General features: G+C 72.7%; 20 protein-coding genes. 6 read left to right on the top strand and 14 right to left on the bottom strand.

Going from position 1 to position 21,297, the window contains the following annotated elements; translation table 11 throughout:
* Nucleotides 1-6: 6 nt before the first annotated feature.
* Nucleotides 7-1,047, bottom strand: a complete 1,041-nt coding sequence (locus PZ894_RS09005; RefSeq protein ID WP_275744166.1) for a PP2C family protein-serine/threonine phosphatase — start codon at nt 1,045-1,047, stop codon at nt 7-9.
* A gap of 86 nt (nt 1,048-1,133) precedes the next feature.
* On the opposite strand from PZ894_RS09005, the gene PZ894_RS09000 reads away from it, so the two are divergent.
* Nucleotides 1,134-1,502, top strand: a complete 369-nt coding sequence (locus PZ894_RS09000; RefSeq protein ID WP_275744165.1) for an FKBP-type peptidyl-prolyl cis-trans isomerase — start codon at nt 1,134-1,136, stop codon at nt 1,500-1,502.
* A 9-nt stretch (nt 1,503-1,511) separates the two neighbouring features.
* Here PZ894_RS09000 and PZ894_RS08995 read toward each other — a convergent pair whose 3' ends face one another.
* Both PZ894_RS08995 and PZ894_RS08990 read right to left on the bottom strand, forming a co-directional pair.
* The gene (locus tag PZ894_RS08995) at nt 1,512-1,760 is read right to left on the bottom strand and encodes an RNA-binding S4 domain-containing protein (protein WP_275744164.1); all 249 of its coding nucleotides are present in this window, start codon (nt 1,758-1,760) and stop codon (nt 1,512-1,514) included.
* Between the two features lie 435 nt (nt 1,761-2,195).
* On the bottom strand, nt 2,196-3,473 hold the full coding sequence (locus PZ894_RS08990; RefSeq protein WP_345799144.1) for a DUF445 domain-containing protein: 1,278 nt from the start codon (nt 3,471-3,473) through the stop codon (nt 2,196-2,198).
* Between the two features lie 56 nt (nt 3,474-3,529).
* Here PZ894_RS08990 and PZ894_RS08985 point away from each other — a divergent pair, with 56 nt between their 5' ends.
* Together PZ894_RS08985 and PZ894_RS08980 are read left to right on the top strand one after the other, a co-directional pair.
* Nucleotides 3,530-3,928: an adenylyltransferase/cytidyltransferase family protein gene (locus tag PZ894_RS08985; protein ID WP_275744163.1), complete on the top strand. Its 399-nt coding sequence runs from the start codon at nt 3,530-3,532 to the stop codon at nt 3,926-3,928.
* Nucleotides 3,929-3,975: 47 nt separating this feature from the next.
* Nucleotides 3,976-4,770 (top strand): ceramidase domain-containing protein, encoded by a 795-nt coding sequence (locus PZ894_RS08980; protein ID WP_275744162.1) that lies wholly within the window; start codon nt 3,976-3,978, stop codon nt 4,768-4,770.
* On the opposite strand, the gene PZ894_RS08975 is transcribed toward PZ894_RS08980, so the two are convergent.
* The gene (locus PZ894_RS08975; protein ID WP_275744161.1) at nt 4,742-6,025 is read right to left on the bottom strand and encodes an ion channel protein; all 1,284 of its coding nucleotides are present in this window, start codon (nt 6,023-6,025) and stop codon (nt 4,742-4,744) included. The two genes, PZ894_RS08980 and PZ894_RS08975, sit on opposite strands and share 29 nt — an antisense overlap.
* Before the next feature lie 79 nt (nt 6,026-6,104).
* On the opposite strand from PZ894_RS08975, the gene PZ894_RS08970 reads away from it, so the two are divergent.
* Nucleotides 6,105-7,226 carry an ionic transporter y4hA gene (locus PZ894_RS08970; RefSeq protein WP_275744160.1) on the top strand — a complete coding sequence of 374 codons (1,122 nt, stop codon included), beginning with the start codon at nt 6,105-6,107 and terminating at the stop codon, nt 7,224-7,226.
* A 158-nt stretch (nt 7,227-7,384) separates the two neighbouring features.
* Here PZ894_RS08970 and rodA read toward each other — a convergent pair whose 3' ends face one another.
* The 7 genes from rodA to PZ894_RS08935 form a co-directional block, all read right to left on the bottom strand.
* Nucleotides 7,385-8,560 (bottom strand): rod shape-determining protein RodA, encoded by a 1,176-nt coding sequence (gene rodA, locus PZ894_RS08965; protein WP_275744159.1) that lies wholly within the window; start codon nt 8,558-8,560, stop codon nt 7,385-7,387.
* Nucleotide 8,561: 1 nt separating this feature from the next.
* The gene (gene mrdA, locus PZ894_RS08960; RefSeq protein ID WP_275744158.1) at nt 8,562-10,682 is read right to left on the bottom strand and encodes a penicillin-binding protein 2; all 2,121 of its coding nucleotides are present in this window, start codon (nt 10,680-10,682) and stop codon (nt 8,562-8,564) included.
* On the bottom strand, nt 10,682-11,194 hold the full coding sequence (gene mreD / locus PZ894_RS08955) for a rod shape-determining protein MreD (protein ID WP_275744157.1): 513 nt from the start codon (nt 11,192-11,194) through the stop codon (nt 10,682-10,684). Before mreD ends, mrdA begins: the two co-directional genes overlap by 1 nt.
* A 7-nt stretch (nt 11,195-11,201) precedes the next feature.
* Complete coding sequence (gene mreC / locus PZ894_RS08950) at nt 11,202-12,110, bottom strand: rod shape-determining protein MreC (RefSeq protein WP_275744156.1); 909 nt, start codon at nt 12,108-12,110, stop codon at nt 11,202-11,204.
* Entirely contained in the window at nt 12,110-13,138 is a 1,029-nt protein-coding gene (locus PZ894_RS08945) for a rod shape-determining protein (RefSeq protein ID WP_275744155.1), read from the bottom strand. Before PZ894_RS08945 ends, mreC begins: the two co-directional genes overlap by 1 nt.
* A 177-nt stretch (nt 13,139-13,315) precedes the next feature.
* Entirely contained in the window at nt 13,316-13,726 is a 411-nt protein-coding gene (ndk, locus tag PZ894_RS08940) for a nucleoside-diphosphate kinase (protein ID WP_275744154.1), read from the bottom strand.
* Nucleotides 13,723-14,442, bottom strand: coding sequence for a pyridoxamine 5'-phosphate oxidase family protein (locus tag PZ894_RS08935; protein ID WP_275744153.1), 720 nt, complete (start codon nt 14,440-14,442; stop codon nt 13,723-13,725). Before PZ894_RS08935 ends, ndk begins: the two co-directional genes overlap by 4 nt.
* 70 nt (nt 14,443-14,512) lie before the next feature.
* Here PZ894_RS08935 and PZ894_RS08930 point away from each other — a divergent pair, with 70 nt between their 5' ends.
* Nucleotides 14,513-15,838, top strand: a complete 1,326-nt coding sequence (locus PZ894_RS08930) for a PLP-dependent aminotransferase family protein (RefSeq protein ID WP_275744152.1) — start codon at nt 14,513-14,515, stop codon at nt 15,836-15,838.
* Here PZ894_RS08930 and PZ894_RS08925 read toward each other — a convergent pair.
* Genes PZ894_RS08925 through PZ894_RS08915 form a run of 3 tightly spaced genes read right to left on the bottom strand, consistent with a single transcriptional unit; the run spans nt 15,827 to nt 18,552 of the window.
* Entirely contained in the window at nt 15,827-16,240 is a 414-nt protein-coding gene (locus PZ894_RS08925; protein WP_275744151.1) for a DUF4233 domain-containing protein, read from the bottom strand. The two genes, PZ894_RS08930 and PZ894_RS08925, sit on opposite strands and share 12 nt — an antisense overlap.
* Complete coding sequence (locus PZ894_RS08920) at nt 16,237-17,607, bottom strand: folylpolyglutamate synthase/dihydrofolate synthase family protein (RefSeq protein WP_275744150.1); 1,371 nt, start codon at nt 17,605-17,607, stop codon at nt 16,237-16,239. The genes PZ894_RS08925 and PZ894_RS08920 overlap by 4 nt, the downstream gene beginning before the upstream one ends.
* A gap of 48 nt (nt 17,608-17,655) precedes the next feature.
* Nucleotides 17,656-18,552 carry a GNAT family N-acetyltransferase gene (locus PZ894_RS08915; RefSeq protein WP_275744149.1) on the bottom strand — a complete coding sequence of 299 codons (897 nt, stop codon included), beginning with the start codon at nt 18,550-18,552 and terminating at the stop codon, nt 17,656-17,658.
* Nucleotides 18,553-18,629: 77 nt separating this feature from the next.
* On the opposite strand from PZ894_RS08915, the gene valS reads away from it, so the two are divergent.
* Nucleotides 18,630-21,263 carry a valine--tRNA ligase gene (gene valS, locus PZ894_RS08910; protein ID WP_275744148.1) on the top strand — a complete coding sequence of 878 codons (2,634 nt, stop codon included), beginning with the start codon at nt 18,630-18,632 and terminating at the stop codon, nt 21,261-21,263.
* The last annotated feature ends 34 nt before the right edge of the window (nt 21,264-21,297 follow it).

Genomic DNA, 21,297 nt, shown 5'->3' with positions numbered 1-21,297 from the left:
TCTGGATCAGCGTCCCTCACACTCGGCGAGGACGAGCGCCATGTCGTCGTGCAACGCGTGCCCGGCGTACGCGAGCAGGTGGGCGACCAGCCCGTCGAGGGCCTCCTCGACGGTGCCGTCGCCGAGCTCGGCGGCGTAGTCGTCGAGCGAGAAGAACTCGCCGCGGTCGTCGCGGGCCTCCACGAGGCCGTCGGTGTAGAAGAGCATCCGCGCGCCCCGCGGCCACGGGTGCTCGCTGAGCGTCGGGACCGACCCCATGCCCAGCGGCACCGTCGGCTCACCCGTGTCGACGGTCGTCGCCGAGCCGGACTGCACGAGCACCGGCGGGTGGTGGCCGCAGTTGGCCAGCGTCACCCGGTCGCCCTCGAACTGCCCGACGATCGCGGTCACGAACTCCTCGTCGCCGAGGATCCTGCTCATGGTCTCGTCGATGCGCATGGCGAGCGCACCCGGGTCGGCCTCGGTGAAGGCCGCGGCGCGGAAGGCGCCGAGCACGGTCGTCGCGGTCTGCACCGCCTCCAGCCCCTTGCCGCGGACGTCGCCGACGATCACGCGCACGCCGTACGGCGTCTCCGCGACCTCGTAGAGGTCGCCGCCGACGAGCGCCTCCGCGTTGGCGGAGACGTACCTCGCGGCGAGGCCGACCGACCCGATCGCGGTCGGCATCGACCGCAGCACGGCGCGCTGCGCGGTCTCGGCGATCACCGTCATCCGCTCCAGCCGGTCCTCGCGGCGCGCGCGCAGCGCGGCGTTCTGGACGGCGACCAGCCCCAGCACCGCGCACATCAGGATGCGCGCGAACCAGTCGAACGTGCCGGCGTTGTCCTGCCAGGCCGCCGACACGAACGCCGCGAGGAGGGCGGCCACGGCCACGACGGCCGTCCTCCGGACGGTGGTGAGCAGGCTGGCGACGATGCCCGCGCCGGCGAAGATCCCGATCAGCTGGGCGGGCGTCGCGATCGACAGCGCGATCATGACCGCCAGCACGCCGAAGCCGGCGACCAGCCCACGGTCGAGGTCGCGGGCGGACGCGGGGAGCAGGGGCACCCGCACATCCTGACAGCCGCGCCCCCCGAGGGAGGGCAGAACGGGTCGGCCGACCCCGGGGAACGGCTCACACTAGGGTGAAGGCCATGGACAAGCCCGAGATCGACTTCCCCGACTTCGACCCGCCCGCCGACCTCGTCGTCACCGAGCTCACCGAGGGCGAGGGCCCCGAGGCGACGTCCGGCTCGACCGTCTCCGTGCACTACGTGGGCGTCGCGCACTCCACGGGCGAGGAGTTCGACGCGTCGTACAACCGGGGCACGCCGCTGCAGTTCCGCCTCGGCGCCGGCCAGGTGATCGCGGGCTGGGACCAGGGCGTGCAGGGCATGAAGGTCGGCGGCCGCCGCCAGCTCGTGATCCCGCCGCACCTCGGGTACGGCGACCGCGGCGCCGGTGGCGTCATCAAGCCGGGCGAGACCCTGATCTTCGTGGTCGACCTCCTGGACGTCGGCTGAGACGACGCCTCACCAGGGCAGGTCGTCCTCGAACGACCCCGCGTCGACCACCCGGGCGGCCTGGCCCCGGACGGCCACCACGTCGCCCGGCCCCAGCTGTCGGCCGCGGCGCGTCTCCACCTCGCCGTTCACCCGGACCTGGCCGTCCTGGACGAGCGGCTTCGCCTCGGCCCCGCTCTCGACGAGGTTCGCGAGCTTGAGGAACTGGCCGAGCCGGATCGAGTCGTCGCGGATCGGGACGTCGTACGGCTCGGGCATGGACCATGCTCCCACGCGGACCTTGCAGAACCTTTCGGCTCTCCTGATCCGTGCGTGGGTCCGGACGATCGCCGCGGGTCGCACGCGGTGGTTGCCGGTGCCCTGCGGGTGCGCCGGGCCTGCGACCGACAGGCAGCGAGGCGGGTACGGCGGGCGGGTGGTCGCCCGCGCCGGCCGGGCTGCGGGCCGTGGGCGGGCTGCGGTGGGTTTGGCTCCGTTCCGCGACGGTCAGACCGAGCCGTAGTCACCGCCGCCCGCCGACCGGGCGACCCGGCGGTGGGTGCGGCTCGGTTTCGCCCACCGCGAACCGAGCCAAAGTCACCGCCAGCCCGGCCGTCAGCCCGTCAGCCCCGGCCACGAACGACCACCGCACGCGACCCGCGGGCCACGCCCAGCACCCACACATGAGTCACCAGACCCGAACTTTTTGCCGCCTCAGCGGATCAGCACCGACACCGTGTGGATCAGCACGCCGACGAGGCCGCCGACGATGGTGCCGTTGATCCGGATGAACTGCAGGTCGCGGCCGACGTGCAGCTCGATCCGCCGCGCGGCCTCGCGACCGTCCCAGCGCTCGACGGTGTGGGTGATGACGGCGGTCACCTCGGCGCCGTAGCGGTCGACGGCGAAGACCGCTGCGTCGGCGGCGAGCCCGTCGAGGCGCGCGCGGAGGCCGGCGTCGCCGACCAGGCGGCGGGCGAACGCCGTGAGCTCGTCGAGCAGGCGGCGGCGTACGGCGCCGTCGGGGTCGGACAGCGAGCCTTGGAGGCTGCGGCGCAGCGCGTTCCACAGCGAGACGCCCGAGGCGACCAGCTGGGGGTGGTCGAGCAGGCGCTCCTTGAGCCGCTCGGTGCGCTCCTGGGTCGCGGGATCGTGCTGGAGGTCGTGGGCGAGCTGGCCGAGCATCGAGTCGAGTGCGAGTCGGGCGTGGTGACGGGGGTCGTCGCGGATGTCGGCGACCCAGCTGACGAGCTCGCGGTGGAGCCTGGAGATCACGACCTCGTTGAGACGCGTCGGCGCCCACCAGGGCGCGCGCTCACCGAGGATCTCAGCGACGGTGTCGGGGTTCTCGACCAGCCACCGGTGGACCTCGTCGAGCGCCAGGTCGACCAGGCTGTGGTGCAGGTCGTCGCGCACCGTCTCCTGGAGCAGGGTGCCGAGCACGGGCGCGATCGGCTCCTCGCGGAAGCGCGGCACGAGCGCGTCGCGGACCAGCTCCTCGACGTGCTCGTCGCGGATCCGCCCCAGCGCGAGCACGGCGACCTCGGCGACCTCGTCGGCGGCGCGCTTCGCGTGCTCGGGCACCACGAGCCAGCGGCCCACCCGCAGCGAGATCTCGGCCGCGGCGACCCGGTCGCGGATGATCGCCTCCTGGAGGAAGTTCTCCCCGACGAACTCCTCGAGCGACCGGCCCAGCTCGTCCTTGCGACGCGGGATCAGCGCGGTGTGCGGGACCGGCAGGCCCAGGGGGTGCTTGAAGAGCGCGGTGACCGCGAACCAGTCCGCGATCGCACCGACCATCGACGCCTCGGCGCCGGCGTTGACGAAGCCCCAGAAGCCGTCCTGGCCGCCCTCGAGGCTGAGCGTCACGACGTACACGACGGCGGCGAAGCAGAGCAGGCCGACGGCGAGCGTGCGCATCCGGCGCAGGCCCTGTCTACGGCGCTCGTCGGCGTCGGGATCGGGCGTGATCATGGTGAGGGTGGCGCTCACGTGCGCCATCCTCCCCTATTCGTCCCAACCCCCACCGGGGTGAGAGGATCGCCCGCATGCCTCGCACCGTCATCACCTTCGGCACGTTCGACGTCTTCCACGTCGGACACCTGCGGGTGATCGAGCGTGCCGCCGCTCTCGGCGACCGCCTCGTGGTCGGTGTCTCGGCCGACGCGCTCAACCTGCGCAAGAAGGGCCGCGAGCCGGTCTTCAGCCAGGCCGAGCGACTGGCGATCGTGGCGGCGCTCAAGCCGGTCGACGAGGTGTTCGTCGAGGAGAGCCTCGAGCTCAAGCGCGACTACATCCACAAGTTCGAGGCCGACGTGCTCGTCATGGGCGACGACTGGGCCGGGCGCTTCGACGAGTTCGAGGACATCTGCGAGGTCGTCTACCTCCCCCGTACGCCGGCGATCTCCACCACGGCGCTGATCGAGAAGATCTCGGGCGGCTCCTGATCCCCGGCCGGGCCGGCCCCGTCGTGGCGACGTCTATGGTGCGGCTCGTGTCCCGCTCGTTTCGCCCGCTCGCGTACGCCGCGGCCACGGCGGTGGTGTCGACGGGGCTGCTGGTCCTGGCCGTGCGCCACGGCTGGCTCGGCGACGACGTCGGGCGGGGCGCGAACTTCTGCGAGGCGGCGCGCGACGGGCTCGTCAAGCAGCCCGCGAACTCCTTCTCCAACCTCGGGTTCGTCGTCGCGGGCCTGCTGGTCGCGTGGCGGGCGGGGCGCCCCGACCGGCTCGGCGACGTGCTGCCGCGCCACGCCGGCCTGGCCACGGCGTACGGGTGCGTGGTGGTGCTCCTCGGCCCGGCGAGCGCGGCGATGCACGCGACCCAGTCGGACCTGGGCGGCGACCTCGACATGGTGAGCATGTACCTCGTCGCGTCGTTCGCGGCGGCGTACGCGCTGATGCGACGGGTCGGGCAGGGCCGGCTCTTCTTCTGGCAGCTCTTCAGCCTCTTCGTGGCGGCGTGCGAGCTGGTCGGTCTCTACGACGGCGCGGTCCCGGTCGTGACGTACTCCGGTAACCTGGCCTTCGCGGCACTGCTCCTCACCGCGGTGGTGGTCGAGGCGCAGTTGTGGCGGCGTCCCCGGCCGACGCGGACGGACCTGCGCTGGGGCGCGGCCGCGCTCGGCACGATCCTCGTCGCGTTCGCCGTCTGGAGCCTCACCAAGTCGCGGTGGTGCGACCCGCACTCGCTCGTGCAGGGCCACGCCGCGTGGCACCTGCTGGACGCGGTGTCGGCGTACCTGCTCTTCCGCTTCTGGATCAGCGAACGGGATCCGGCGCGCCCGTAGCCGGGACCGGCGGGTCGGCGCGCAGCTCGTGGCGGCCGGCGACCAGCAGCCACACCGCGAGGGTCGCGATCAGCAGGATCGGCAGCAGGTCGACGTCGGGCACCACCGTGGCGGCGAGGAAGAGCGAGAGCCAGCCGCTGCGGGTCGCGGCGATCGTGATGCCGAGCGCTCCGGCAGCGACCACCACGGCGGGCGGCGCGCTGTCGAAGACGCCGGTGACCGTCCACCCGGCGACGACCCCGACGAAGACCGCCGGGAAGATCCGGCCGCCGCGGAAGCTGGAGGCGGCGGCCACCAGCAGGGCCGCCAGCTTCACCACGACCATCAGCGCCAGCTCGCCGTTCGAGTAGTCGGCGACGTGGTCGGTCACCGACTTCATCTCGTCGAGACCCTTGAACAGGGTCTCGCGGCCGCCGAGCACCCCGAGCCAGCCGAGCACGAACCCGCCGACGGTGAGCGCGAGCACCGGGTTCGTGATCCGCTGGAAGAGCCGGTGCAGCGGCGTGATGAGGTACGACGCGGCCAGCCCGAGCAGGGCCGTCAGCAACGCGACCGCCACGGCCCAGGCGACGTCGCCGAGGTGGAATCCCTCGTAGCCCGGGACGTCGAGGTGCATGTCCATGTCGGAGAGCAGCAGCATCGTCGCCGACCCCGACGCGGCGGACACCAGCGGCGCGAAGAGCCGGTTCCACAGCGGGATCCGCGGGTCGCCCGGCTGGGCCTCGGTGAGCATCAGCGCGGCGGCCACGGGCGTGCCGAACATCGCGCCGATCGTCCCCGCGACGCTCCACGACAACCACTCGGGTGGGGCGACGCGCGGGAGCAGCTTCAGGCCGATCAGCACCGTGAGCGAGCCGTTGACGAGCATGATCGGGTTCTCCGGCCCCAGGCTGACGCCACCGGCGAGCATGAGCACGAGCGCGGCGGCGACGCCGGGCAGGGCGGACGCCGGGAGCGGCGACGAGATCAGCTCGGCCGTGGCGGGATCGGGGCCGGCGTGTCCGGGAGCGAACCTCACCACGAGCCCGACCAGCAGGCCGGTCGCGGTGAGCACCGCGACGATCCACCACCACGTGTCGGGATCCACGCCGAGCGCGCCGGAGAGGTCGTCCCAGACCAAGTCCTGGAGCAGCTCGGCGAGCAGGGAGAGCCCCAGCAGCGTCAGGCCGCATCCGACCCCCACGACGATCGCCGCCGGAGTCTGGCGCAGCAGGTCGAGGCGGCCCGGCAGCGCGCGCTCCGGCGTACCCGTCACGCGCAGCACCGTAGGCGAGCCGGTCTCGCCCGGGTTCACCCGACGTGGGTGAGTCGAGGGGACCCGTAGGGTTTCGCCCATGAGCGCGAGCCCGGCCAGCCGGTTCCACTGGACGACGCTCGCACCGCCGATCGCGCTCGTCGTGCTCGCGTTCTCGTGGGGCCGCCACCCGGGGCTCGTGGCCGCGCTAGCGATCGGCATCTTCCTCATCGGCGCGGTGCTCTCGGCCGTGCATCACGCCGAGGTGGTCGCACACCGGATCGGCGAGCCGTTCGGGTCGCTGCTGCTGGCGGTCGCGGTCACCGTCATCGAGGTCGCGCTGATCGTCACCCTCATGGTCGGCGGCACCGGCAACACCTCCGCGCTGGCACGCGACACCGTCTTCGCCGCCGTGATGATCACGCTCAACGGCATCGCCGGGCTGTCGCTGCTGATCGGCGCCCTGAAGTACCGGATGGCGGTCTTCAACCCCGAGGGCGCGGGCTCGGCCCTGGTCACGGTCGTCGCGCTGGCGACGCTGACACTGGTGCTGCCGCGCTTCACCACCAGCTCGCCGGGCCCGGAGTTCTCCTCGGCCCAGCTGGCCTTCGCCGCGGTCGCGTCGTTGGGTCTGTACGGCATCTTCGTCATCACCCAGACGGTCAAGCACCGCGGCTTCTTCCTGCCGGTGGAGGCAGGGCGTGGACAGGAGATCCCCGAGGGACACCGCGACGAGGACGACGATGGCCACGCCGATCCGCCGAGCACCCGCGCCGCCCTGGCCAGCCTCGCCCTGCTGCTGCTCGGCCTCGTCGCCGTCGTCGGGCTGGCGAAGGTCGAGTCCTACCCGATCGAGGACGCCGTCGACGCGGTCGGCTTCCCGCACTCCTTCGTCGGCGTCGTGATCGCCCTGCTCGTGCTGCTGCCCGAGTCGATCGCCGCGGCCCGGGCGGCCGCCCGCAACCGCGTGCAGATCAGCCTCAACCTCGCCTACGGTTCCGCGATGGCCAGCATCGGCCTGACGATCCCGGTGATCGCGGTGGCGTCGATCTGGCTGGAGGGGCCGCTCGTGCTCGGTCTCGAGCCCACGCAGATGGTGCTGCTGCTGGTCTCCGTGATCGTCGCGGTCCTGACCGTCGTTCCCGGCCGCTCGAAGGCGCTCCAGGGCTTCGTGCACCTCTCGCTGCTGGCGGCGTTCGTGTTCCTGGCGATCAATCCCTAGTACCGCGACCGGCAACCTTCGTCCGCTGCGCGCCGCCCATCACGCACTCTCGCTGCGTTGCCGTCGCTCGGAAGACGGTTCGGTATGACTTCGCTCCGGCGCCTTGCGAGAGCACGCGCTGGACGACGCTCGCAGGGCAAGGGTTACCAGTCGCGGCACTAGGAGGCGCCCCGCACGGCGAGCACCCGCGGCGGCGCGAGCCGGGCGGCCGGCGCCGCCTGCGCGCGCAGGTGGATGTTCTGCAGCAGGCCGACGGCGAGCATGCCCGCGAACATCGAGCTGCCGCCGTACGACACGAACGGCAGCGGGACGCCCGTGACGGGCATGATGCCCAGGCACATGCCGATGTTCTGGAAGGCCTGGAAGGCGAACCAGCAGGCGATCCCGGCGGCCGCGAGCCGCCCGAACAGGTCGTCGGTGCGAGCGGCGATGACCAGCGCTCGCCAGATCACCAGGCCCAGCAGGACGACCAGCAGCGCGGCGCCCAGCAGCCCGAGCTCCTCCCCCGCGACCGTGAACACGAAGTCGGTGTGCTGCTCGGGGACGAAGCCGGCCCGGGTCTGCGAGCCGTCGAAGAGGCCCTCGCCGAAGAGGCCGCCGCTGCCGATCGCGATCCGGGCCTGCTCGACGTTGTAGCCCGCACCGCGCGGGTCGAGGTTCGGATCGGTGAAGGCCAGGAAGCGGTCGACCTGGTACTGCTTGAGGAAGCCCGCCGCGACCGCGGCGACCGCGGCCGTGACGCCACCGGCCACGAGCAGCGCGAGCCAGCGGCGCGGCGCCCCGGAGACGGCGACGACTCCCAGCACGGTCGCCGCGAGGACCAGCATCGTGCCGAGGTCGGGCTGCAGCAGGATCAGCGCCGCGGGCAGGCCCGCGATCGCCAGCATGCCGACGACGTCGCCGATGCCGCCGTTGCCCCGGGACGACCGCCCGCGCCGCGCGTCGGCCCGCTCGGCCACCCACAGTGCCATCCCGATCACCACGGCGAGCTTGGCGAACTCCGATGGCTGGATCGTCATCCCGCCGAGCTGGAGCCACGACCGCGACCCGTTGACCGCGGTACCCATCGTGAGCACCAGCACCAGGCCCGCGATCGACGCCACGTAGACGAGTGGCGCGACGATCCGCACCCACCGGTGGTCGGTGGCGACGACGACGGCCATCAGCACGACGCCGATGACGATGTTGACCAGCTGCTTGCGCAGGTACGCCGACGGGTCGCCGCCGGTCAGGTCCTCCCGCTGACTGGTCGCCGACCAGACGAGCAGGGTGCCCAGCGTGACCAGCGCCAGGACGGCGACGAGGAGCACCCAGTCGATCCGGGGCAGGCGCATCTCAGTCCTCCTCCCGCGCGGGCGGCAGGATCGTGCCGTCCCGGGTGAACGTGGGGAGCCCGCCCGGCGGCGTGGTGCCCGGGATCGCGGCACGGTCGGGGCTCACGGTCATGCCGTCGACGCCGTAGAGCCTCTCCCAGATCTTGCGGACGGCCGGTCCCGACGTGCCCGAGCCGGTGCCTGCCTGGGCGACCATCATGATGACGACGTAGTTCTCGTCGAACGACGCGATCCACGAGGTCGACTGCTTGCCGTGCACCTCGGCGGAGCCGGTCTTGCCACGGATGTGGACCTTGTCGAGCGGGAACCCCCCGAACTTCCACGCCAGGGTGCCGGTCCTCGGCGTGCCCAGCAGCGCCTGGTTGACGTAGTCGATGCTCTCCTTCGAGGCGTCGAGCTTCCCCTGCACCTTCGGCTTGATCAGCCTCTGCAGCCGGCCGTCGGGGCTGACGATCGCCTTGCCGATCCGCGGCTCGTAGAGCGTGCCACCGTTGGAGATCGCGGCGTACGCGCGGGCGAGCTGGAGTGGCGTGACGATCGTGTCGCCCTGACCGATCGAGTAGTTCACGGCGTCGCCGGCGCGGTAGTAGTTGCCCTCGAGGCAGAACTCGTGGGCGAAGACGTGCAGGAAGTCCTGCTTCCCCGAGCCGTCCTCGTCGATCTTGCAGTAGTAGTCCTTCATGGACTTCCAGTACTCGAGCTTCCACTTCCGGTCGGCGATCCGCCCACTCGCCTCGCCCGGGAGGTCGATGCCGGTCTCCGATCCGAAGCCGAAGTTCTTGGCCTCCTCGACGAGCGGGTCCTTGGCGTCGACGTTCGTCGGGTCGGTGCCGTACTGCTGCCAGTACGACAGCCCGACCCGGTAGAAGAAGGTGTCGCAGGAGAGCTGGAGGGCCTGGTCGAAGCCGATCATGCCGTACGACGCGGACTCGTAGTTCTTGAACCAGCGGTTGCCGACCTGCAGGCCCGAGGAGCAGTTCAAGCGGGTGGCGGGGGTGAAGCCGTTGTTGAGCGCCCCGACCGTCATGATCGGCTTCCAGGTCGAGCCCGGTGCGAACTGGCCCTGGGTGGCGCGGCCGAGCAGCGGGTTGCCCGCCTCGTCGGAGTAGAGCCGCGCCAGCTGCTTCTTGCTGATCCCGCCGACCCAGGTCTCGGGGTCGTAGGTCGGCTGGCTGGCCATCGCGACGAGGCGCCCGGTCCGGGCCTCCATGACGACCGCGGCACCGGAGTCGGCGACGTAGTTCTTGTGCGTGACGGGGTCGTAGGTCTGCCGCGCGGTCCGGATCGTCTGCGCGAGCTGCTGCTCGACGACCGACTGGACCTTGGCGTCGATGCTGGTGACCAGCGTGTCGCCCGGCGTGCCGGCGACCTCGCCGTCGTCGCCGAGGACCCGACCCATCGAGTCGACGGCGACGCTGCGGTAGCCGGGCATGCCGCGCAGGAACTCGTCGTACTCCTGCTCGATGCCGGCGCGGCCGACGACCGAGGCGCCGTTGACCGACCGGTCGTCGTCGTCGCGCGCGGCGTCGAGCTCGTCCTCGGTGATCGGGCTGAGGTAGCCGAGCACGTGGGCGAGGTTGATGCCGAACGGCCGGGGGTAGGCGCGCACGCTCTGCTGCTCGGCGAGCACGCCCGGGAAGTCCTCGGGCTGCTCGAGCACGCGCAGCGCCACCGTCTTGGTCACGTCGGAGGCGACGGGCACGGGCTGGTACGGCGAGCCGTTCCAGCACACGCCCGGCTCGGAACCGTCCTCGCCGCAGGTGACCAGCGACCTCCGGATCCGCCCTGCCGGGACGTGGACGACGTCCGAGACCCGCTCGACGAGCAGGTCCTGCTGGTGTGGGGTCAGCTTGCCGAGCACGGTGCGGTCGATCGAGACGACCCAGGACGTGCGGTTGGCGACGAGCGGACGGCCCTGGTCGTCGACGATGAGGCCCCGCTGCGGCTGCACGACGATCTCGCGCACCGACTGCGACGCCGCGCGGGCGTGGTACTCGTCGCCGCCCACGACCTGGAGGTAGTAGAGCCGCACGAGCAGCGTCGCGAACAGGGAGAAGACCAGGACCTGGATCACGACCAGCCGCAGGCGGCCGGTGCGCGGCGCCGACTGACGAGCCGCCATCAGGCGAGCGTCCGGTCGGGCTCGAGGTGGCGGAACATCGCCATCACCGGCGGGAGCACGAGCGGCGTGAGCAGCACGTCCCAGAGCACGCCGACGAGCACGACCTCGAGCAGCTCGGGGATGCCCATCACCGGGTCCTGCAGCAGCAGCCCGGAGAGCGCGAAGACCGAGGTGCCGACGAACGACGACGCGGCGACCGTCGCGAGCACCGTGCCCGGGGTCGGGCGGGCGTCGCGGCGCACGCGGCCGGCGACGTACCCGACGACGACCAGTGCGAGCGCCCACCGGCCGGCCACGTGGTCGGCGGGCGGCGCGAGGTCGAGCGCGAGGCCGGCCGCGAAACCGAGCACCGCCGCGAACTGCGGACCTCGGGCGAGGGCCGCGCCGACGACGACGAGCAGCACCAGGTTGGGGACGATGCCGTCCCAGGCGAGGTGGGGGAAGAAGGAGACCTGGAGCGCCAGGGCGACCGCGACGGCGGCGGCGGCGATGGCGGCGCGAGCGGCGTTCATCGTCTGGTCACCTCAGTCCCCCGTCGGCCTCGATGACGGCGCGGTCGCTGTCGGTGCCGCTGGGGACGACGACGCCGACGAGGTCGAGCGCGCCGAGGTCGGCGTACGGGTCGACGACGGCGCGCTGGGCGCTGTCGCGCACGCTGGTGTAGACGCTGGTGATGCGACCGATCGGCACACCGGAGACGTAGGGCCCGGAGGCCTCGCTCCCCCAGGTCACGACGGTGTCCCCCTTGGACGGCACGGCGCTGTCGTCGACGAGCTCGAGGTCGAGGCGACCGTCGCTGCCGAGCACGCCGCGGCCGTGCACGAAGCCGACGTCCATGCTGCGGCCGACCCGGCCGCCGACGACGGAGTCGGGATCCACGACGAGCAGCACCGTGGCGGTCGTGCGGGTCACCCGCAGCACCCGGCCGACGAGCCCGTCGTTGTTGACGACGGTCAGGTCGGGGTGGATGCCGGCGTCGGAGCCGGCGTCGATCGTGACGGTGCTCGAGAACGACTGCGAGGGTCCCAGCCCGACGACCCGGGCGGGCACCAGGGAGTAGCCGATGCTGCGGGCGGCGGCGGTGAGGCCGTCGTACTCCTGGAGCCGGTTGCGGTTGTAGTCGTCGGTTGCCAGCTGCGAGCGGAGGTCGGAGTTCTCGGCCTGGAGGTCGAGCAGGTCCTGCTGCATCGCGTCGTGGGAGCGGAACCAGTCGGGCACGGCCGTGAACGGCCGGATGGCGCTGGCCGTGGCGACCTCGATCGGCCCGAACACCTCCCCGACCGCACGGCGCGCCGGGTCGACCGGCGACGAGGTGCGGGAGTCGAGCGTGATCAGCGTCAGGCTCGCGAGCACGAGCGCGACGAGCACCGAGGTCTTCTGGCGCCGGCGGTCGGGATCGCGACCCCAGGGCCGGCGGTCGCGCGCCATCAGCCGCGCCTCCGGTCGCCGACCAGCACCTGCTGGAGCGCCTCGAACTCCTCCACGCACTTGCCCGCGCCCAGGGCGACGGAGGTGAGAGGGGCCTCGGCGACGTGGACCGGCATGCCGGTCTCGTGGCGCAGCCGCTCGTCGAGCCCGCGCAGCAGGGCGCCACCACCGGTGAGCACGATGCCGCGGTCCATGATGTCGCCGGCCAGCTCGGGCGGAGTCTGGTCGAGCGTGGTGCGGACGGCGTCCACGATCGCGTGCAGCGGCTCCTCGAGCGCCTGGCGCACGTCGCTGGTCGAGACGGTGACGGTGCGGGGCAGGCCGGAGACCATGTCGCGGCCGCGGATCTCGGCCTCGGGCTCGTCGAGCATCGGGAACGCCGAGCCGAGCGTCATCTTGACCTCCTCGGCGGTGCGCTCGCCGAGCATCAGCGCGTGCTCCTTCTTCATCCACGCGACGATCGCCTGGTCTAGGTCGTCGCCGGCGGTCCGGACCGACAGGCTGGTGACGATGCCGCCGAGCGAGATCACGGCGACCTCGGTGGTGCCGCCGCCCACGTCGACGACCATGTTGCCGGTGGGCTGGTGCACGGGCAGGCCGGCGCCGATCGCGGCGGCCATCGGCTCCTCGACGATGTAGACGCGGCGGGCGCCCGCCTGGTAGCCGGCCTCCTTGACGGCGCGCTGCTCGACCGCGGTGACGCCGCTGGGCACGCAGATGACCATCCGGGGCTTCGCGAAGTAGCGGCGCCGGTGCACCTGCGCGATGAAGTAGCGCAGCATCTGCTCGGTGGCCTCGAAGTCGGCGATGACGCCGTCCTTGAGCGGTCGGATCGCGGCGATGTTGTCGGGGGTGCGCCCGATCATCCGCTTGGCCTCGTGACCGACGGCCAGCACCTCGCCGGTGGTGTCGTTGAGCGCGACCACGCTCGGCTCGTCGAGGAGCACCCCCTTGCCGCGCACGTAGACGAGGGTGTTGGCGGTGCCGAGGTCCACGGCCATGTCGCGGCCGATGAAGCTGTTCGCCATGTGACGCCCTGTCGCTTTCGCACCCCCGGCGCTGGGTGTCGGGTGGTGCTGGTGGGGAAGGAGTGACAACAGGCTACGAACGACGGGCACGCCTCATCGGCAGGACACGCTGGGTGACCTGCGGATTCCCCGACCCGCCCGAAACTTTCCGGCGGGTCGGCCCAGAGTTCGTGGCGGTCAGCCCAGGCTGGGGAACCAGATCCCGATCTCGCGGGCGGCGGACTCCGCGGAGTCCGAGCCGTGGACGAGGTTCTCGCGGTTGGACAGCGAGTGGTCGCCACGGACGGTGCCGGGCGCGGCCTTGCGCCCGTCGGTGACGCCGTTGAGCGCACGCACGACCTCGATCGCCTCGTCGCCTTCGAGCACCAGCGACACCAGCGGTCCGCTGGTCACGAACGCGCGCAGCGGCGGGTAGAAGTCGCGCTCCACGTGCTCGGCGTAGTGCTGGTCGGCCAGCGCGCCGTCGATCGTGCGGTGCTCCATCGCGACGATGGACAGCCCCTTGGCCTCGTAGCGGGAGAGGATCTCCCCCACCAGGCCGCGGCGGACCGCGTCGGGCTTGAGGATGACAAAGGTGCGCTGGGTCATGTGCCGAACCCTAGCCGGGGCGCCGGAGCCTGGAGATCGGCCGCCCGGCGCACGACGTCGGCCGGGACCGGCCCCGCGGCGTCCTTGTCGGGCACGGGCGCCCCGACCACCCGCCGCAGCGGGATGTGCCCGCCCCAGACGCCGGCCTCGACGTCCGAGGGCTCGTCGACCGGTCCGCCGGACCGGGCCTTCATCGACGCCTCGTGGAGCGGCACGGCCAGCACGGCCGTGGCGGCGAGCTCCTTGCGGGTCGAGGCGCGCAGCGTGGCGGACCGGCCGGGGATCATGTGGTCGACGATCAGGTCGAGGGCGCGCCGGCGCTCGCCGGGGTCGTCGACCGGGCGGGCGGTGCCGATCACGACGGCCGACCGGTAGTTCATCGAGTGGTGGAAGGCCGACCTGCCCGCCACCAGCCCGTCGAGCTCGGTGACCGTCACGCAGACGGTCGCGTCCTCCGACGCGCGCAGCCAGCCGGCGGCCACCGAGCCGTGCAGGTAGAGCGTCCCGCCCTCGTCGGGACCGTCGAGGTCGACGCCGTACGCCGTGGGCAGCACCAGCGGATGGCCGACGCCGTCCCGCGACACGGTGACGCCCAGGTGCGCGACCAGCGCGTCGGCCAGCAGGGCGTGTAGCTCGGCGCGGTCGTCGACCATCCGGTTGCGGCCGCGGCCGACGGTGGTGCGTGGAGTGGGCGAGAGCGGCGCGGTCGTGGTCACGGGAGTAGCCTGTCGGAGAAGTGGCCTGTGCGCACGGGCCAATCCCCGACCAGTCTGGCAGGCCAATCTGGTGTCCACGCTTCCCGTCGTCCTGGACCGCACCGCACCGGGCTCGCTGGGCGTGCAGCTCTCCGGCCGCATCCGCGACCTGGTCGTCGCCGGCACGCTGGCCCGCGGCGACCGGCTCCCGAGCAGCCGCGCCCTCGCCGCCGAGCTCGGCGTCAGCCGCTCGGTCGCCGAGCAGGCCTACGAGCAGCTGCTCGCCGAGGGCTGGCTCGAGGCGCGCCGCGGCGCGGGCACGTTCGTGGCCGCGGACGGCGCGGCCCGGGACGCCGTGCCCCTCCCCCGCCGCGCGCCCGCGGAGCGACCGCTGGTCCGTCTCGACGCCGGCACCCCGTGGATCGACCCGCGGCACGCCGCCGGATGGCGCCGCGCCTGGCGGGAGGTGTCGACGGCCCGACCGCCGCGCGGGTACGACGACCCGCGCGGGCTGCCCGAGCTCCGGGCCCTGCTGGCCGACCGGATCGCGCGCACCCGCGGCGTGCCCGTCGACGCCGACGAGGTCGTGGTCACCTCCGGCACCACCGACGGGCTGCGCCACCTGCTGACCGTGCTGCCGCCGGGACCCGTCGCGCTCGAGGACCCCGGCTACCGCGCCGCGGTCGAGACCGTGCGCGGCTGCGCGCGGGAGGTGCGCGACCTGCCCGCGCTCCGGCCGGTCACGGACCTCGCCGGCGTCGCGGCGGCGTACGTCACGCCGGCGCACCAGCACCCCCTGGGCCGCGTGATGCCCGGCCCGGACCGGATGGTGCTGCTCGACGCCGCGCGCGCGGCCGGGGCGGTGGTAGTCGAGGACGACTACGACTCGGAGTTCCGCTACGACGTCGCCCCGGTGCCGGCGCTCGCCAGCCTCGACCGGACCCGGGTCGCCTATCTCGGCACCGCCGCCAAGTCGGTCTCGCCCTCGCTGCGTCTCGGCTGGCTGGTCGCGCCTCCGGACGTGCTCGGCCCGCTCAACGCGCGCCGCGTCGTCACCCACGAGGGCGCGCCGTGGCCGGTGCAGCGGGGGTACCTGGCGCTGCTGCGCGACGGGTACGTCGACAAGGTCGTGCGCACCGCGCGCCGGGTCTACGCGGAGCGTGCGCCCCGGGTGGCGGCCGCGCTCTCGCCGTACGCCGAGCTCGCCGGACCGCTCGCCGGCATGTACTCCACCTGGCTGCTCCCCCAGGCCGACGCCCTGCGCGCCCGCGACGCCGGTCGTCGCGCGGGGTTCGAGGTCAACCTGCTCGCGGACTACTGCCGGTCCGCGACGCTGACCGGCCTGGTGGTCGGCTTCGGCGGCGTCACCGACGAGGAGCTCGACCGGGCGCTGGCGGCCGTGACGTCAGCCCTCTGACTGCTGCTCGTCGTACGCCGCGTACGCCGCCGCCCGCTCGCGCTCGATCTTGCGTCCGAGCAGGTAGGCCGTCCCCCACAGCAGCGCGAAGATCGCGCCGAGGAGGAACATCAGCGGGATCACGAACCCCAGCCCGATCGCGGCGGCCTGCACCACCCAGCCGAGCGTGTAGGCCCACTCGGCACGCAGCATCCCGGCGAGCACCAGGCAGGCGGCCGCGAGGCCGAGGCCGACCGCGACCGCGACGCCGGTGTCGACGTCGGCGATCGTGATGAGCACCGGCGTGGTGAGACCCAGCGTGATGGCCTCGAGGCTGAGCACCGCCGCGCACATGCCGCGGCGCGGGGAGCGCTCGGGCCGGGCGGACGGCTCGGACGGCTCGGACGGCTCGACGTGACTCATCGGGCCCCCCGCTCCGGGCGGACCAGCAGGGTGCGCGCCTCGCCGACGGTGACGACCGATCCGGTGACCAGCACCGCCCCGGACCCCACCGACGCGGCGGCGCCCGCCTCCGCGAGGGCGGCGGCCTGGTCGATCGCGTCGGACAGCCGTGGCGTCACGGTGACCCGGTGCTCGCCGAAGATCTCGCGGGCGGCTCCCGCCAGCCGCTCGGCCGACATCGCCCGATCGGTGGAGTTCTGGGTGCACACGACGTGCGCCAGGTGCGGCTCGAGCGCGGCCAGCAGCCCGTCGGCGTCCTTGTCCGACATCACGCCGATGACGCCGACGAGCGGGTCGAAGGTGAAGGAGTCCTCGAGGGCGGCGCCGACTGCCTCCGCGCCGTGCGGGTTGTGAGCGGCGTCGAGCACGATCGTCGGGCTGCGCCGCACGATCTCGAGGCGACCCGGCGACGTCGTCTCGGCGAACGCCGTGCGCACCACCTCGTCGTCGAGAGGCTCGCCCTGCTCGCCGACGAAGGACTCGACCGCGGCCAGCGCGACCGCGGCGTTCTGCGCCTGGTGGGCGCCGTAGAGCGGCAGGAACACCTCGTCGTACCTGCCCCGCAGGCCCTGCAGCGTGACGACCTGGCCGCCGACGGCGGGCACCCGCGACACGACCCCGAACTCGACGCCCTCGCGCGCCACGGTCGCGCCGACCTCGGCGGCCCGCTCGAGCAGCACCCGGGCGACGTCGGGCTCCTGCTGCGCGAGCACCGCGGTCGAGCCCGCCTTGATGATCCCGGCCTTCTCGAGGGCGATGTCGGCGGGCGTGTCGCCGAGGTAGCGGGCGTGGTCGACCGCGACGGGCAGCACCACCGCGACCTCGGCGTCGGCGACGTTGGTGGCGTCCCACGTCCCACCCATGCCGACCTCGACCACGGCGACGTCGACGGGAGCGTCGGCGAACGCGGCGTACGCCATGCCGACGACGGTCTCGAAGAACGACAGCGGGTGATCCTGGCTCACGTCGACGAGGTGGGTGTACGGCGCGACGTCGTTGAACGCGCGCACGAACTCGTCGTCGGACAGCGGCTCGCCGTCGACCGAGATCCGCTCCGGCATCCGCTCGACGTGGGGGCTGGTGAACCGGCCGGTGCGCAGGTCGAGCGCGCGCAGCAGCGTGTCGATCATCCGCGAGGTGGAGGTCTTGCCGTTGGTGCCGGTCAGGTGGATGACCGGGTAGGCGCGCTGGGGATCGCCGAGCAGCTCGGTGAACGCGAGGATCCGGTCGAGGGAGGGCTCCAGCTTCGTCTCGGGCCAGCGGGACAGCAGCGCGTCCTCGACCTCCTCGAAGGTCTCGGCGAGCCGGGGTGCGGGTACGTCGCTCATCTCGCCGACGAGTCTAGGAGGTCGACCCGCCCGAAAGTTTCGGGCGGGTCAGCGGGTGATCAGCAGGTTCACCATGTCGACGACCGCGCGGTAGCCGATTGTCTCGTAGACGTGGTTGGAGACCGGGTTGGCCTGGTCGGTGAAGAGGCAGCAGCGCACGCCCCGCTCGACGTACTGCCACGAGACCTCGGCGACCGCGCGGCTGGCGTAGCCGCGACCGCGCTGCTCCTCGGGCGTGTAGACGGGTCCGATGCGGGTGACGCCGTGGGCGGGCACGTTGGCGGCGGTGAGGTGGACGGTCGCACCGGTCTCGTCGTCCCAGAGCCAGACGATCTCGTCGGCGATGCGGGCGAGCATGTCCTCCGCCGTGAAGCTCTCGGCGGCGCTGCCGTGGGGCTCGGTGCGCCCCGCCTGCTCGGCCGCGGCGCGCCCGAAGTCCTGGAACCAGGCCAGGCACAGGTCCGCGTCCTCACGGCGCGCCAGGCGGAGCCCGCCCGCCGGCGCGGCCGGGACCGTGAGCTCGCCCAGCTCGAAGAGGCGCAGGTGCTCGTGGACCGACACCTCTCCCCCGGCCAGCCGCGCGTACTCCTCGGCGACCAGCCGCGACGCCGGCAGCGCGCCGTTCACACCGCCGAGCGCCTCGCCGCGCTCGTGCACGGCCCGGGCGAGGGCGACGGCGGCCTCGTCCGGCATCGGCAGCACGTACGCCGGGTAGGGCTCGAACGGGGCGGTGCGCATCGCGACGCCGACCACCCGGTCGGCGTCGTCGCGGGCGATCGCCCACCAGCGGTACGGCGCCGCGCCGTAGCTCGCCGTGCCCTGCTCCGCCATCCGCGCGGTGACCGTCGCGATCACCGTGGTCACCACCGGCGCGGCCGCCAGGTGGGCACCCGCCTCCGCGAGGAAGCGACCGGGGTCGTCGGTGAGCTCGATGCGCAAGGACATGACCGAAGTCAGCCACCGGGGGCGCCCCCGTCACAACCGGTTTCTCCGCCTGACGCCGCGCACCCTAGGATTTCTCCATGACTGACACGCAGGCTGGCCAGGCGACCGAGACGACGACCGCTTCGCGGCGCGTCGTAGCGGTACCCGACAAGCCTGCGCTCGAGGGCCTCGAGGCCACCTGGAGCGGGCGCTGGAAGGAGCAGGACACCTACGCCTTCGACCGCTCCCGGCCGCGCGAGCACGTCTACTCGATCGACACCCCGCCGCCCACCGTGAGCGGCAGCCTGCACGTCGGGCACGTCTTCTCCTACACCCACACCGACCTGATCGCCCGCTTCCAGCGGATGCGGGGCAAGTCGGTGTTCTACCCGATGGGCTGGGACGACAACGGCCTGCCGACCGAGCGGCGCGTCCAGAACTACTTCGGTGTGCGCTGCGACCCGTCGCTGCCCTACGACGCCGACTTCACCCCGCCCGAGAAGCCCGACGCCAAGAAGCAGGTGCCGATCAGCCGGCCCAACTTCATCGAGCTGTGCGAGCGGCTGGTCGAGGAGGACGAGCAGGTCTTCGAGCAGCTGTGGCGCACGCTCGGTCTCTCCGTCGACTGGAAGCAGCACTACACGACGATCGGACCCAAGTCGCAGACGGTCAGCCAGCGCGCGTTCCTGCGCAACTTCGCCCGCGGCGAGGCCTACCTGCAGGAGGCGCCGACCCTCTGGGACGTCACGTTCCAGACCGCCGTCGCCCAGGCGGAGCTCGAGGCGCGCGAGTACGCCGGCGCCTACCACCGGGTCGCGTTCCACAAGCCGTCCGGCGAGAAGGTCCACATCGAGACCACCCGTCCCGAGCTGATCCCGTCGGTGGTCGCGCTGATCGCGCACCCCGACGACGAGCGCTACCAGCCGCTGTTCGGCTCCACCGTGACCAGCCCGGTCTTCGGCGTCGAGATCCCGGTGCTCGCCCACCCGGCGGCCGAGATGGACAAGGGCGCCGGCATCGCGATGTGCTGCACGTTCGGCGACCTCACCGACGTCCAGTGGTGGCGCGAGCTGGACCTCCCGGTCCGCACCGTGATCGGCCGCGACGGCAGGATGTCGCGCGAGACGCCGGAGTGGCTCGCGCACGAGCCCGCGGCCGCGGCGTACGAGGATCTCAAGGGCAAGACCGCGTTCTCGGCCCGCGAGGCCGTCGTCGCCAAGCTGCGGGAGACCGGCGACCTCGACGGCGAGCCCACGCCGACGCAGCGGATGACGAACTTCTACGAGAAGGGCGACAAGCCGCTCGAGATCGTGGCGACGCGGCAGTGGTACATCCGCAACGGCGGCCGCGACGCCGCCCTGCGCGGCGAGCTCCTCGACCGCGGCGCCGAGATCCAGTGGGTCCCGGCGCACATGAAGCACCGCTACGACAACTGGGTCGGCGGCCTCAACGGCGACTGGCTGATCTCGCGGCAGCGCTTCTTCGGGATCCCGTTCCCGGTCTGGTACCCGCTCGACGCCGACGGCGAGCCCGACTACGACCACCCGCTGCTCCCCCGCGAGGAGGAGCTGCCGGTCGACCCGTCGACGGACGCGCCGTCGGGCTACACCGAGGGCCAGCGCGGCGAGCCGAACGGCTTCGTGGGCGACCCCGACGTCATGGACACCTGGGCGACCTCGTCGCTGACCCCGCAGATCGCGGGAGGCTGGGAGTCCGACGACGACCTGTGGCAGCGGGTCTTCCCGATGGATCTGTGCACCCAGGCTCACGACATCATCCGCACCTGGCTGTTCTCCCGGGTGGTGCGGGCCCACTTCGAGAACGACGCCGCGCCGTGGTCGCACGCGCTCGTCTCCGGGTTCATCCTCGACCCCGACCGCAAGAAGATGTCCAAGTCCAAGGGCAACGTCGTGGTCCCGACCGACGTCCTCGAGAAGTTCGGCGCCGACGCCGTCCGCTGGCGAGCGGCGATGGCCCGGCCCGGTCTGGACTCGCCGTTCGACGAGACCCAGATGAAGGTCGGCCGCCGCCTGGCGATGAAGGTGCTCAACGCCTCCAAGTTCGTGCTCGGTGGCGTCGGCGCCACCGGCGTCAACGCCTTCGAGGTGTCGGAGCCCGTCGACTGCGCCCTCCTGGGGCGGCTGGCGAACGTCGTGACCGCCGCGACCGACGCGTTCGAGGCCTACGACTACACGACCGCCCTGGAGACCGCCGAGAAGTTCTTCTGGGAGTTCTGCGACGACTACCTCGAGCTGGTGAAGGAGCGGGCGTACGCCGAGGACGGCGGCGCCGCCACCGTCTCCGCCAAGGCGACGCTCGCGATCGCCCTCGACGTCCAGCTCCGGCTCCTCGCGCCGTTCCTGCCCTACGTGACCGAGGAGGTCTGGTCGTGGTGGCAGGAGGGGTCGATCCACCATGCGTCCTGGCCGAGCGTCACCGAGCTCGGCTCGGCGGCCGCGAGCGACCCGGTCACCCTCGACGCCGTGGCGGCCGCGCTGGTCGGCATCCGGGGTGCGAAGTCCAACGCCAAGGTCTCGATGCGCGCCGAGCTCGCCCGCGTGGAGCTCCGGGGCCCGGCGTCACTCGTCGACGCCGCCCGGCAGGCCGAGGACGACCTGCGCAAGACCGGCAAGGTCGTCGGCGACCTCGTCTTCACCGTCGATGCGGCGGCCACGGAGCTCACGGTCGAGGCGGAGCTGGCCCCCGTCGAGGGCTCTCCCGTCGAGGGCTGAGCACGCAGGCCGGCTCGGCGCACCGGCGCCGGGT

The sequence above is a fragment of the Nocardioides sp. YIM 152315 genome, assembly GCF_029210375.1.
Lineage (GTDB): Bacteria > Actinomycetota > Actinomycetes > Propionibacteriales > Nocardioidaceae > Nocardioides.
This window is presented reverse-complemented; position numbering and strand designations above follow the sequence as displayed.

Coding starts and splice junctions, on each gene's coding strand:
- valS (WP_275744148.1), top strand. CDS start 18,630: ATGACTGACACGCAGGCTGGCCAGGCGACCGAGACGACGACCGCTTCG.
- PZ894_RS08995 (WP_275744164.1), bottom strand. CDS start 1,760: ATGCCCGAGCCGTACGACGTCCCGATCCGCGACGACTCGATCCGGCTC.
- mrdA (WP_275744158.1), bottom strand. CDS start 10,682: ATGGCGGCTCGTCAGTCGGCGCCGCGCACCGGCCGCCTGCGGCTGGTC.
- PZ894_RS08945 (WP_275744155.1), bottom strand. CDS start 13,138: ATGGCGAACAGCTTCATCGGCCGCGACATGGCCGTGGACCTCGGCACC.
- mreC (WP_275744156.1), bottom strand. CDS start 12,110: ATGGCGCGCGACCGCCGGCCCTGGGGTCGCGATCCCGACCGCCGGCGC.
- PZ894_RS08915 (WP_275744149.1), bottom strand. CDS start 18,552: ATGTCCTTGCGCATCGAGCTCACCGACGACCCCGGTCGCTTCCTCGCG.
- PZ894_RS08985 (WP_275744163.1), top strand. CDS start 3,530: ATGCCTCGCACCGTCATCACCTTCGGCACGTTCGACGTCTTCCACGTC.
- ndk (WP_275744154.1), bottom strand. CDS start 13,726: ATGACCCAGCGCACCTTTGTCATCCTCAAGCCCGACGCGGTCCGCCGC.
- mreD (WP_275744157.1), bottom strand. CDS start 11,194: ATGAACGCCGCTCGCGCCGCCATCGCCGCCGCCGCCGTCGCGGTCGCC.
- PZ894_RS08970 (WP_275744160.1), top strand. CDS start 6,105: ATGAGCGCGAGCCCGGCCAGCCGGTTCCACTGGACGACGCTCGCACCG.
- PZ894_RS09000 (WP_275744165.1), top strand. CDS start 1,134: ATGGACAAGCCCGAGATCGACTTCCCCGACTTCGACCCGCCCGCCGAC.
- PZ894_RS08920 (WP_275744150.1), bottom strand. CDS start 17,607: ATGAGCGACGTACCCGCACCCCGGCTCGCCGAGACCTTCGAGGAGGTC.
- PZ894_RS08925 (WP_275744151.1), bottom strand. CDS start 16,240: ATGAGTCACGTCGAGCCGTCCGAGCCGTCCGAGCCGTCCGCCCGGCCC.
- rodA (WP_275744159.1), bottom strand. CDS start 8,560: ATGCGCCTGCCCCGGATCGACTGGGTGCTCCTCGTCGCCGTCCTGGCG.